Raw genomic sequence first — 12980 nt, 5'->3', positions numbered from 1 at the left:
ATAATAATTATTTGATGATGATTGAAATTCAGCTGATAATAGCCCATCACTAAGTTTAAATCCAGCAATTTTTTGCATCGTTCTATTAAAAGAGTAAACCTAAATCTTAAATTTTTAGCTTCTGTAAAAAGTGTTAGTACAAAATCTTCTTTTATGTTCTTTATCATATAATCCATAAATCCAACCTTAGACACTTATATCTTTAAATTATGATATAAGTGTCTAATGTCATTTAATCTAAATGTTTACAATACCCTTATCTTGAATTCGTTAATATATTAATTGCTTACGTCAAACATAAGTATAATCTAATTAAATAAACCATTGGAAACAGAAAGGGTATAAATTAAGTTAGCTCTAATGCGGCTTCTTCTAGTACATTAATTTGATCTCGTATTTTTGCTGCCTGTTCAAATTCTAAATTACTAGCTTTTGAGTACATTTCTTTTTTTAATTTATTGATATGAGATTTTAATTTTACCGGATTGTCCAATAATATATGAGCTTGTTTTTTATTGTCTAATTTATCATCCAATTTTTCCAATTTGGTTAGTGCATGGATATGATTATTAATTGTCTGGGGTATGATAGAATGTTGTCTATTATATTCCTCTTGAATTTTTCTTCTCCTATATGTCTCGCTTACTGCCTTATCAATAGAGTTGGTGATACGATCTGCATAAAGTATCACCCTTCCCTGACTATTCCTTGCAGCCCTGCCAATAGTTTGAATTAACGAAACTTCAGAACGCAAGAAACCTTCTTTATCAGCATCGAGTATGGCAACAAGCCCACATTCTGGAATATCTAAACCTTCTCGTAATAAATTAATACCAACAATAATATCTATAATACCTTGGCGTAAATCTCTGATGATTTCAATACGCTCAAGAGTATGCACATTAGAATGCAAATATGATACTTTATAGCCTAGTTCTTGCAGATAATTTGTTAAATCTTCTGACATTTTTTTAGTTAATGTTGTCACTAAAACACGGAATCCTGCATTTATCGTAGATTGAATTTCGTTTAGCAAATCTTCAACTTGGTTGGTTGCTGGTTTTATAATACATTCTGGGTCAAGTAGCCCTGTTGGTCTAATAATTTGCTCAACCGTAACTCCTGCTGTTTCTTCCAATTCGAAAGACCCCGGTGTAGCCGAAACAAAAACCGTTTGAGGTCTAAAATCTTGCCATTCCTCAAATTTTAATGGTCTATTATCTAAGGCTGATGGAAGACGAAATCCGTGTTCCACTAATACTTCTTTTCTAGCTCTATCACCATTATACATTGCTCTAATTTGTGGAACAGATACGTGACTTTCATCAACAAATAATAAAGCATCCTTAGGTAAATATTCAAACAAAGTTGGTGGGGGCTGTCCGTTTGCTTTACCAGTCAGAAACCTAGAGTAGTTTTCAATACCTTTACAGCTACCAGTTTCCATCATCATTTCCATATCATATTGGGTACGTTGATTTAATCTTTGAGCCTCTACTAATTTACCATGTGTATTAAGAAATTCTAAACGTCGTTGTAATTCCTCTTCAATTTGTGATATAGCATTTTGTACTACTTCTTTAGGTGTTACAAAGTGAGATTTAGCATAAATCACAGCTTGATCCAATTTAGCTAATTTTTCACCTGTAAGCGGATCGAACTCGCTTATATATTCTAGTTTATTGTCAAAAAATGATAATCGCCAGGCTTTGTCGTTATAATGTACTGGGAATATATCAATATTATCACCTTTTACCCTAAACGTACCACGCTCAAACCCCACATCATTACGCTTATATTGTAAGCTTACCAAGTCATTAAGCAATTTTTCTCTAGCATAAACTTCCCCAGACTTAGCAGTTATTGTCATCTGATAATAAAGATTCGGTGAACCAAGACCATAAATACAAGAAACGGAGGATACAACAATTACATCCCGACGTTCTAAAAGAGACCTAGTGGCAGAATGTCTTAATAAATCTATCTGCTCATTTATCGAAGAATCTTTTTCTATATAAGTATCGGTTCTTGCAATATATGCTTCAGGTTGGAAATAATCATAATATGATACAAAATACTCAACGGCATTATTTGGAAAAATTGCCTTCATTTCCGAATAAATTTGAGCAGCTAGCGTTTTATTATGAGCCATAATAAGTGAAGGTCGACCAGTTCTCTCAATAATATTCGCCATAGTAAAGGTTTTACCGGAACCAGTAATGCCAAAAAGTATTTGTGAAGGTAATCCCGACTCAAGCCCTTTAATGATCTCATTGATTGCTCTTGGCTGATCGCCAGCTGGACTATATTTAGATACTATCGAAAAATTATTTATCATTAATTTGTAACTTGCTAGTTTGTTATTATATGTAGATAATAGTTTTATAACCAATTAAATAGTATAACTCTTATGAAAAGCATTCTTATACATACGGTCATCATTTATACATTAACATATTGTCCCTATTGCACTAAGGCCAAAAAGCTACTTGATCAAAAAAATATATCTTATCAAGAAATAATCGTAGACAATTATAATGACGAGCAAAGATCAGAACTACAGACCAAAGCTAATGGACAACGTACATTACCACAAATATTTATTAATGGTAAGCATATTGGTGGATGTGACGCTCTTTATGAACTTGACGAAGAAGGTAAGCTAGATGAATTAGTAAAATAATACTAAATCTTTATTGCTTCGTTGACCTACGCTATGATCTTCCTCACAATGATAGTTAGAGATCGTCTTTTTTCCTTAAATTGGCACATATGTTGAATTATACCAATTCCCGAAATTAATTTATTTTGAGGAATTTGAAGGAGACACGGAGCGCAAAACCGCAGCGTACAAAGACGTACGTGAGGATTTGAGTACCGGATCGACGTACAAATTACCAGAAGAAATTAATTTCGGGAATTGGTATTACACTTTTGTTACAAAATAAAAAATATAGGATATGGAAAATTACTCTCGACCTCTTTGTTTTAACTTTCTGGATTCTAAATCAGATTGAGTAACTTTTTTAACTGCTTCAAGTCTTTTTGTTTGTATCCCTTCTTTACCACCGCTAGGTTTTAATAATATTTCATTAATTTTTATGCTTTCAGTTAACGCACTCTCTATCTGATGAATCTTATCTAATTTTTCAGGAGTGATTTTCTTCATAAAATAATTTGATAAATCAGATAATCCTATTCTTTGACAAAAATTTGCCACTTTATAACAGACCTTATCGCTACCAGTTAAATTAGGTGTCGTTGTTTTTATTAATTTGGTTGTCTCTTGAATATTTTTTTGATAATCCTGATCTTTCTTTATGTCAGCAATATCCTTATCAGTAAGATAATTTTCTACTTTAAGATGGGTAAGTAACTTATCATAAAACTGTTCTACTCGTTCTGCTGTTACTTCTTTATTTAGTGTTTTACCAATAAAATTATCAATCACAGGAACTAATTTATCACCAACAGCTTGATCTTGATTGTGCATTTTTTCCACGAATTCTGTATCTAAGGAGGATTGTGCTATCACTGATTTTTCCACCATAGATTGATAAGTTTTGCCTGAAGCATTTGTTAATTCAAAAGCAACCGCTGAACTAAGAAACTCTTTTTCAGAACCTGATAGTTGTCTATTTCGCTTATCTTTTTCAGATATAATATACTCTACTGGATCTAGACTTGTTGTAGTTTTGTGAATTTTAGCAACCGAAACTTCTGTTTCTTGCCATTTACCATCTGCTGTGTTTTTCTGCCATTGCTGCTCCTGAACGATTTTCGTAATTGGGGCAGCTGGAACTTTTATTTGATAATCATTGTCATGAGCCCATTGCAAAGCATTTTTCCCCTCAATCTTAATATCATAATTAGCAGCATAGGCTACTGGATCTTGAGTTCCTGAGAGAGCAAGAGCCTCTACCCACCGACCTTGTTTAAATGCAGGAGAGACGTTACTAAATTTGCTCACTATCTCTGCTGATTTTGCCACCTCTTTCATGTTAGTTAGGTTTTCTTTTATATTTTCCTTATAAAATTGCTTTAAATCAGCAAAATTATTAATAGGCGTAGCTTTAGCATTACCACCCTGAAATCTAGCCAATGCAGTAATACCTTCGGGGTTAAAGTCAGTTTTTTGTAATTCAGCAATTCGTTGATCCACCACATCTTCTATTTGCCTCTCATCAAGTTGCGTGATCATTTGCTTCAATGATTCACTATATTTTTCTATACTAAATGATAAGTTATCTTGCCTAATAGCTTTAGCATAACCAAAGTTTGCAAAATGTCTATCTGTTGCCTGAATCATAGCAGGAAAATCTTGATGGAACTCTATAAAAGATCGACCGTGATCAATTTTAGTTACAGTTTTACCATCTTGTACCATCAAATTACCAGCATGATAATCTAGCTCCCCTAACATATGACAAGCAGCAATTACTTTTTCAAACCCTTCTAGTTTTTGTAACTTTCTACTATCTGCTTCCGTTATATTAGGTAAAGAGCTAGAAAATTCAGTAAGTTGCACGACATTGTCAAAGAATTTGGAGCGAACAAAAAGTGAGTTTGGATTGTTCTCGTCAGGTTTTACTAACTCTTCTTTAGGAGCTCGATTATATAATAGTAATTGATATAAACTTGAACCAATCAATTCTTGTACCCCGTCTCTTCTATCATTCAAGGCTTGCATTCGTTTCTTTTTATCGTCTATAGCCAAACAATCAGTATGACTTTTATAAAATTGCTTTAAAATGAAACTCTTACCGGTAACTTCTTCTTGAGCAATGTAACCAGCCGATACACCTGCTTGCTTAGCCCCTTTTTGTAAAAAATCCTTCTGTTCCGCCATCCCTTTATCACGCAACAAATCTTTGACAAGTTGGAACTTTGGATTGTCATTGAAAACTTTTCTTTTACCAGCTAACTCGGCTTTTAACTCGGCTTGCCGCATTCTATTTTCTTCTTTGGCTAGTTCTTCTGCAAGATGGGTATCTATAACATTTCTTAATCCTTGATATTCATCGCTAGGAAATGAGTCATTTATTACCACTGATAGTTTTTGTAAATCCTTAATATCTAGGTCTAATTGCTTTAATTGATATTTATAGATAGCGTTATATGAATTTAGCTTATCTAGTGGTGGATTCTGAGGAAGATTCACTGTAAATATTGCAATAATTCCGCATACATCAAGTATTTTATTATTCTTATCTTGATCATTAGTTTGCAAGACTTCAAATAATCGCTTTTCTAAGGAATCCTCGGTAACTTGCTCTTTAGACATAAATTTAATCTCTAATAATTAGGTTCTAGAAACCTGTCGGAGGTGACTAATTATCTTATTTATCATCATTATCACTGTCAATAAAATTCTCTCCTTTATCAGATCATGGGTAGTTTAAAAGTCACAACTAGACAATCCCAAAAGTGATTAGAACGGATTGCCATTATACTCACGTGGTCTTGCAATGACGTTTGGAATATCAATAACTTATTAGGATTAGCTATCTTAACTAGAAAATATAAGATATTAATATGTTTGGTCAGATTTTAGGTAACATAGGAAGTAGTATAGGCGGTGTTTTTGGTGGCGGTATATTATCCACTATTGGACGATTTGCAGGGAAGGCATTAGGTGATTATTTAGAACATTTAAATTATGAACCCGAGGAATATTATCATTTTAAAAATATCAGGGAAAGTTTTGTCCTATCGAAAGCCGTTTATGGGCATCCAATAGCCTTAGTTTTTGGTACAGCAAGAGTAAATGGTAAAATAATTTGGGCAAGTCAAATTAAGGAAGTACAAATTACCACCGTTTCACAACGTGGTGTATCAGATACTCAAGAAGCTGCAACCATACATAATGTAACAGAATGTGAATATTATTTATCCTTTGCAGTTATCATATGTGAGGGTGAAATTGCTGAAATTGCTAGAGTATGGGCTAATGATCAGTTGCTCAATCTTGAACAATATAAATACAGGCTTTATTTAGGGTCAGAGGAACAAATGGTCGATCCTTTAATTGCTGCGGCTGAGCCTCAAGGTCAAGCACCAGCCTTTCGTGGATTAAGCTATGCAGTATTTGAAGAACTACCATTAGCTGATTTTAATAATTCTATACCAAATTTCTCCTTTGAAGTAACCAGAAAGGCTAATATTCCTAGTTACGTAGAAAGCAAAAGCGTGGAGGATTTGGTTGAGGCGATTAATATCATCCCAGGATCAGGAGAATTTATCTATGACACTATAGTGCATCACAAAATTATTACAAATTCCTTGGGTGCTATAATTAGTAAAAAACCAATAAATTCCCATAATTATCACAATATTGCTGATAGTATTTATAGTTTGGATCAAATGAAAATTATATGTCCTAACGTCAAATGGGCAGCACCAGTTGTATGCTGGTTTGGCGATAGTTTGGATATTAAAAATTGTACTATTAAACCTGCTGTAGAATTTAATGACTCAAATACCCAATACTCAGAACAATGGCAAGTTGGTAAATATTTACGTAATACGGCAAGGTTAGTATCACGAGATGCAGATAATTTCCCTAAATATGGCGGTACTGTCAATGATGTGAGTATCATACGCTACTTACAGGAATTAAAACGTAGAAACTTTAAAATTATGTTTTATCCAATGTTTTTTTTGGATGTATGGCAAAAACCATGGCGTGGCCATTTAACAGGTTCGGCAAATTCGGTAATAGACTTTTTTAATAAAGATGAAGGTTATAATGATTTTATTCTGCACTATGCTGAGCTAGTTAAGGATCATATTGATAGTTTTGTAATCGGTTCTGAGTTAATAGGTTTAACTAGTATCAGAGATCAACATAATAATTTCCCAGCGGTTATTGAATTGATAAAATTGGCAAAATTAGTTAAAAAGATCGTTGGTAATAATGTATTTGTCACTTATGCGGCTGATTGGTCAGAATATCACCATACAAAAGATGGGTGGTACAATTTAGATAAGCTATTTGCCTCAAAATATATAGATTTTGTCGGTATTGATGCTTATTTTCCCGTAACAAGAACCGTAAGTTCCGGAATTTCGTCGAAGGAAATTATTAAAGGTTGGCAATCAGGCGAAGGGTATGATTACTTTGTAGATGAGAAGGATAATCAACATCAGTTATCCGCAGATTATGCTTGGAAAAATTTAAGATATTGGTGGGAGAATTATCATCGTAATCCTGATGGCGTAACGACAGAATGGCAGCCAAAAATGAAGAAAATTTGGTTTACGGAATTTGGTTTTCCTTCCATTGATAAAGCGACTAATCAGCCTAATATATTCTTTGATCCTTTATGTAGTGATGGTGGAGTACCAAAATATTCTACTGGTGAAGTTGATTTTTCTATTCAGCGTAAAGCTATTCGAAGTTTTATTGAATATTGGCAAACACAAGAATATATCGAACAAATGTTTTTATGGACTTGGGATGCCAGACCTTATCCAGCTTGGCCACATAGTAATATTTGGCGAGATGGTAACTTATGGGCAAAAGGACACTGGGTTAATCATAAGTTTGGGGCTTGTAATTTAGCGGCAATAATTCTCGAATTGTCTTATAAATGCGGTATTCCATTAAACAATATTGATATATCGACTATTGATGAAGCTGTAGAAGGTTTGGTATTAAATAAAGCTTTATCTTGTATTGATATTATTAACCTTCTGCGGATTATATATTTCTTTGATATCATAGCTGATCAGCAACAAATTAAGTTCATCAAGCGTGGATACTCTCCTATCTGTAATATTAGCTCAAAAATATTGGTTAAATTATCAAGCAATAGTTATTTAGAACAGATGGAGATTTCTAAAACTAGTATTATTGGTAAAATAGAACTAAACTTTATTGATCGGTATGATGATTATAATAATGGCTTCTGTCAAATAAATAGTGAAAATTTATCACACAGAGCTATTCCAGTATTAAAGCTACCTATTATATTATCTTATCTGGAAGCTGAAAGATTAGGGCAGTTAATCCTAAAAAACGCTGCTACTGAAACTAAAATTTTAAGATTTATCATGCCAGCAAGTTTTATCAAATACCGACCCGGGGATTTTATCGTATTATATTATCGAAATTATCAATATCAAATTAGGATTATCTCCATGAGATTATCTCGTTTGACAGTTGAAATACATGGAATTATTGATGAAGTTGAAAGTTATGGCAATTTCTATAATTAACTCATCTTACGCATAGCGTTTAAAAGTCACAGGGCAAACAGCACAGCTGTTGAAAATTATAAGAGGAGCTGGTTTAGAAGTTATTAGGACAACTTAAAAATTGCGAGAAAATAACCAATGTCATTGCGAGGAGGCATAAGCCGACGAAGCAATCCATTCTTAGCTGTTTTTATGGATTGCTTCGTCGGCCCACGGCCTTCCTCGCAATGACGCCGGGCTTGTTTTTCCTATGACTTTTAAATGTCATGCGTAAGGTGAGTTACTTTAGTTATTTCCGGCAGTCTCCTAGTATATGACCAAAGCCTTTCCTTGTTTATTGTCTTTACTATATACCTGCAATGTCAGGAGAGTTACCTGCTAAATTAACACCAAGATTATCTAAAACATATTGATCTGCCTCAGACCAACTATCTGATAACTCGTGTTCTGGAACATAACGTGCATTAAATTTCTCAAACCAATTTACAGTTTTATTGCCACATTTTCCGTCAACTGAAATATTATAACCATGGGTTTTTAACTGCGATTGAACATTAGAAACTTTTTCTCCTTGATCACCTCTGTGTATTAGTATATTTTCTTGCTGGCCTTTCGTAGTCTCTATAAATTTACCAAAACCAGCTTCTGCAAGGTCTTTCCAAGGAAATAATTTTCCAGGTGCTACATGCCTTTCAGCTACTTCACCAAGACCTACAAGATCATCCATAATATTTAAATCCTGATATCTCTCTTTAATATCTGCAAGACATTCTTTTAATTTACCTATTTGAGAAGGTGTAAAGTTATCTTTTGAATCATTGATAAGCATAATAGATATGCCAAAGTCATTAACTTTCTCTTGTCCTTTCCAACTACTGTTACCGGCAAAAAATGTTTTTGACTCTAAATCGTTATGATATTGATATTGTTTACCGTCTTTATCTATTATGTAATGTACACTTGCTCCTCTTTCTTGTAAAGCAGCTAGTGCTTGGTTTAATGTTTCACTAACGGAATAGGTTAACACAACACAACTTGGTTTTACCCCTTCTGCTCTAGGGGCAGAAAACTTACTATCATTAGTATTGCTAATACCATTATTTTGCTTACTCATTTAATCCTCCTCTTAATAATTTTAGTTTGCTTAAAATGTGTTAAGTATGTACTATAACTAACCCTTGTTCAATAACATTTAGGAACTTGTAACAATATCAAGAATCTATTCGGGTTAGCTATATTATAAAGATAGGTATTGATTATACTCCAGTTTAATCGCTTTTACTATACTACACGATCTTCTTCTTGTGTTAAGAATTCTTCAAGTTCTTCTCTTGTATAATTTTTCTCCTCTAATATTACCTCATTGTCAAAGATATGTTGTACTGTTTTTTCTTCTAATAACGGACCTTTTAAGTGCTCAATAGCTCCAAGGTTTTCTTGGTAAAATTTTAATATTGATGTTTCTTGACCTGGAAATTTTCTTGCTTGAGTCATAATAGCGTTTTTAATATCACTCTGCTCGATATGTAAATTCTTAATTTGCATGTATTCGGATAACATCAACCCTATTCTAACACGACGCAAGGCTATCTTATTATAGTACTCATTAATTTCTGATTCTGACTTATCTTTAAATATCGAATCTGAGTCACTACTTTTCTCCGTTTGAGATTTCAAAATACTTATTTCCTGGGTTGTTAAAGATTTAGGAACATTAAACGTTAACAACTTTTCTAATTGATCAAATAAGCTCATTTTCATTACAGTGCGTATAGGATCACTATATTCATTTGCCATACTTTTGGAAATATTATTACGTAACTCTTCAACTGTCTTGCAATTAAATTTCTTAGCAAACTCATCATCAACAACTACTTCATCAGCAGAATGTACCGCCTTCACCTGAACAATAAATTTAGCTGGTTGACCTGCAACTTGTTCCATATGATATTCTTTCGGAAATGTAACATTAACCTCTACCTCATCTCCAGTTTTACTACCAATAAGTTGATCCTCAAACCCATCAATAAAAGCCCCGCTACCAATTACTAACTTGTAATCCGTAACCTTACCACCTTCAAAAGGCTCATTGTTAACATAACCAATTGCATCAATAGTAACTTCCTGTCCTTTTTCTACTTGCCATTTATTTTCTTTAGTATAATTTTTTGACATAGATGCAAGCTTATCTATTTGCTTATTAATCTCCTCTTCTTGAATTACTAATTTTGGATGAGTGATTTTAATTTTTTTGAAATCTGGTAATTCAATATTAGGCAGTAGCTCAAATTTTAGGATAAATTCTAGATCCTTATTCTCTTGATCGCATATATTTTCTAACTGTGGATTTCCTACTGTTTTTAGTTTATGATCTTTAATAATATGCTGTGCTGCATGATTAATTTCATGATTTACCACATCAGACCGAACAGATTGTCCATATTTTTGATTAACAATGCTGATTGGCACTTTACCAGTACGGAATCCATTAAGTTTAACTTTTTTCGATAAACTATCTAACTCTTTCTGCACCTTATTGGCAATTTTAGAAGAAGGAAGGACTACTTTCACCTCAAAATCTAGACCTTCATTTTTAAGTTCTGTGACTTGCATACTAAAAAACTCACTAGCAATATTAAAACATTATGCGAAAATTTGAAGAACTGCTAAACAATTTCTCCAATTTTTGCGTTATTTATTTGTGGTGCGGATGGAGGGACTTGAACCCCCACGCCTTGCGGCGCTAGAACCTAAATCTAGTACGTCTGCCAATTCCGTCACACCCGCATAGTGATTTGACTATTTATAGCTAACCCAACTAACATTACACCCAATTCACAAGGTCACTGCGAGGAGCTACTTCTAAGTAGCAACAAAGCAATCCAGGAAACTGATTAGAAATGGATTGCTTGTTGACCTACGGTCTTCCTCGCAATGACGTCAGCTTATTATGGACAAATACTAATCGGATTAGCTATATCAACTAGTCTCAGCTAAAAATTTTGTCAGACAATCATAATACACATGATACAAGCTTTGTAAATCGCTAATTTTTGTATATTCATTAATTTTATGTGCTGTGTCAAACAATAAACCAAATTCTACAACAGGACAATAATTTTTAATAAACCTCGCATCAGAAGTACCACCACTAGTAGATAATTTTGTAGATATTTGAGTTGTATCAGATACTACTTGCACAAAATCAGCAATTAACCCTGTTGGTTTCTGAATAAAACAATCGGCTGAAGCTACACTACTTAATTCATATTTAAATTGATATTTAGTACAATATTTGTTAACTATCTGATCTATCAAATCTGTTATGCTAGATGACGAATGCAGATCATTAAAACGAACATTAAATTTTGTTGTAACTCTCCCAGGGATTACATTAGTGATATCATTACCTACATCAATAGACGTAATTTCTAAATTTGACTGTTGGAAAAATTCACTCCCTTCATCCAGTCGATAATTAACCAACTCATTAAGCACTTGAATCAAACAGGGGATTGGATTATTGGCTTGTAATGGATATGCTACATGTCCAGCCGTACCATATAGAGCTAAATTAAAGTTAATACTCCCACGTCGACCAATTTTTACGGTATCCCCTACTTGATGCTCATTTGTTGGCTCACCTATAATGGCAAGATCAATCAAATTATTACCACCTCGATGCAAATGCTTTAGCATTTCTACAGTACCATATTTACCGCTTCCTTCCTCATCACTAGTAATTAGAAAACTAATTGAACCATTAGGGGCTTGAATATACTTAATGAACTGTAAGCTAGCAGCCAGAAAGCATGCTATCGCCCCCTTCATATCCACAGCTCCCCTACCATAAATCTTGTCACCTACGGTATTTGCTATAAAAGGATCGTTAGACCATAATGCCCTATCACCTGCTGGCACGACATCAACATGCCCAGCAAAACAAATATTGGGACGGGCAGTACCATAAACAGCATAAAGATTGGTTACTTTATAATCATCTTCGCCAAATATTTTGGTTTCAGTCTTAAAACCATTTTCTTCTAATAAATTACTAATATATTCAATACAACCACTGCTTTTTGGAGTCACTGATTGAAAACTAATTAATTTTTCAAGAATATTTATATACATATTTCAACTCTTCTTGCTCTTCTATTCTCGAACAACCAAAACAGATACCCCAGAATGTCGTACAATCTTCGACGCATTAGGACCTAACATATAATCTCTAAGCTGTGGTCGTACCGCTGAAATAATAATTAAATCAGCTTTCACCTCATTGGCATATTGTATTATTTCATCATAAACTGCCCCTCGACCAATATGTAATTCAACTTCTATTTCTTCCGGTACATATTGTCTAATTAGTTCTGTTACTTGCACCCGATATTTTTCTTTTTGCTCTTTTGCCCAACTTTTAGGTAAATAATCCTCGACCATTTTTATACCAAAATCCGAGATGATATAAAGAAAATGTAATTTGGCACTAAAGATAGTGGCAAAACTTAAAGCCTTCGGTAATATCACCTTAACTGATTGTTTATCCGACAAATCTAATGGTATTATTATATTTTTAAACACAACTAACAACTACTCCAATGCATTATATTTATTACTTACCTTACGCATAGCTCCCATGGCAATTTAAAAATTGTAGAAAAGCACAATACGTCATTGCGAGAAGGCACTTTAGTGGCGACGAAGCAATCCAAGAAACGGTTGAATTTGGATTGCTTCGTAGGCTACGCCTTCTCGCAATGACGAGTTATAAACTCAGG

At 33.6% G+C, this 12980-nt stretch carries 8 protein-coding genes and 1 tRNA gene; 2 read left to right on the top strand and 7 right to left on the bottom strand.

Annotated elements, in window-relative coordinates; translation table 11 throughout:
* Nucleotides 1-346: 346 nt before the first annotated feature.
* On the bottom strand, nucleotides 347-2335 hold the full coding sequence (uvrB, locus tag AAGD39_RS01875; protein ID WP_341757205.1) for an excinuclease ABC subunit UvrB: 1989 nt from the start codon (nucleotides 2333-2335) through the stop codon (nucleotides 347-349).
* 75 nt (nucleotides 2336-2410) lie between these two features.
* On the opposite strand from uvrB, the gene grxC reads away from it, so the two are divergent.
* Entirely contained in the window at nucleotides 2411-2683 is a 273-nt protein-coding gene (grxC, locus tag AAGD39_RS01870; RefSeq protein ID WP_341756937.1) for a glutaredoxin 3, read from the top strand.
* 285 nt (nucleotides 2684-2968) lie between these two features.
* On the opposite strand, the gene AAGD39_RS01860 is transcribed toward grxC, so the two are convergent.
* On the bottom strand, nucleotides 2969-5284 hold the full coding sequence (locus AAGD39_RS01860) for a hypothetical protein (RefSeq protein WP_341756936.1): 2316 nt from the start codon (nucleotides 5282-5284) through the stop codon (nucleotides 2969-2971).
* 251 nt (nucleotides 5285-5535) lie between these two features.
* Between AAGD39_RS01860 and AAGD39_RS01855 the strand changes: the two genes are divergently transcribed.
* Nucleotides 5536-8220, top strand: coding sequence for a glycoside hydrolase TIM-barrel-like domain-containing protein (locus AAGD39_RS01855; RefSeq protein WP_341756935.1), 2685 nt, complete (start codon nucleotides 5536-5538; stop codon nucleotides 8218-8220).
* Between the two features lie 325 nt (nucleotides 8221-8545).
* Here the strand turns inward: AAGD39_RS01855 and AAGD39_RS01850 are convergent, their stop codons facing one another.
* The 5 genes from AAGD39_RS01850 to AAGD39_RS01830 all read right to left on the bottom strand — a co-directional run bounded on the left by AAGD39_RS01850 (nucleotide 8546) and on the right by AAGD39_RS01830 (nucleotide 12783).
* Nucleotides 8546-9313 (bottom strand): N-acetylmuramoyl-L-alanine amidase, encoded by a 768-nt coding sequence (locus AAGD39_RS01850; protein WP_341756934.1) that lies wholly within the window; start codon nucleotides 9311-9313, stop codon nucleotides 8546-8548.
* Nucleotides 9314-9480: 167 nt separating this feature from the next.
* Nucleotides 9481-10812, bottom strand: a complete 1332-nt coding sequence (tig, locus tag AAGD39_RS01845; RefSeq protein ID WP_341756933.1) for a trigger factor — start codon at nucleotides 10810-10812, stop codon at nucleotides 9481-9483.
* A gap of 89 nt (nucleotides 10813-10901) precedes the next feature.
* Nucleotides 10902-10986: transfer RNA gene (locus AAGD39_RS01840), tRNA-Leu, on the bottom strand.
* Between the two features lie 192 nt (nucleotides 10987-11178).
* The gene (dapE, locus tag AAGD39_RS01835) at nucleotides 11179-12333 is read right to left on the bottom strand and encodes a succinyl-diaminopimelate desuccinylase (RefSeq protein ID WP_341756932.1); all 1155 of its coding nucleotides are present in this window, start codon (nucleotides 12331-12333) and stop codon (nucleotides 11179-11181) included.
* A 21-nt stretch (nucleotides 12334-12354) separates the two neighbouring features.
* Nucleotides 12355-12783, bottom strand: coding sequence for a universal stress protein (locus AAGD39_RS01830; protein ID WP_341756931.1), 429 nt, complete (start codon nucleotides 12781-12783; stop codon nucleotides 12355-12357).
* Between the last annotated feature and the right edge of the window lie 197 nt (nucleotides 12784-12980).

The sequence above is a fragment of the Candidatus Tisiphia endosymbiont of Nemotelus nigrinus genome, assembly GCF_964026475.1.
Lineage (GTDB): Bacteria > Pseudomonadota > Alphaproteobacteria > Rickettsiales > Rickettsiaceae > Tisiphia.
This window is presented reverse-complemented; position numbering and strand designations above follow the sequence as displayed.

Coding starts and splice junctions, on each gene's coding strand:
- grxC (WP_341756937.1), top strand. CDS start 2,411: ATGAAAAGCATTCTTATACATACGGTCATCATTTATACATTAACATAT.
- AAGD39_RS01860 (WP_341756936.1), bottom strand. CDS start 5,284: ATGTCTAAAGAGCAAGTTACCGAGGATTCCTTAGAAAAGCGATTATTT.
- AAGD39_RS01855 (WP_341756935.1), top strand. CDS start 5,536: ATGTTTGGTCAGATTTTAGGTAACATAGGAAGTAGTATAGGCGGTGTT.
- AAGD39_RS01850 (WP_341756934.1), bottom strand. CDS start 9,313: ATGAGTAAGCAAAATAATGGTATTAGCAATACTAATGATAGTAAGTTT.
- tig (WP_341756933.1), bottom strand. CDS start 10,812: ATGCAAGTCACAGAACTTAAAAATGAAGGTCTAGATTTTGAGGTGAAA.
- dapE (WP_341756932.1), bottom strand. CDS start 12,333: ATGTATATAAATATTCTTGAAAAATTAATTAGTTTTCAATCAGTGACT.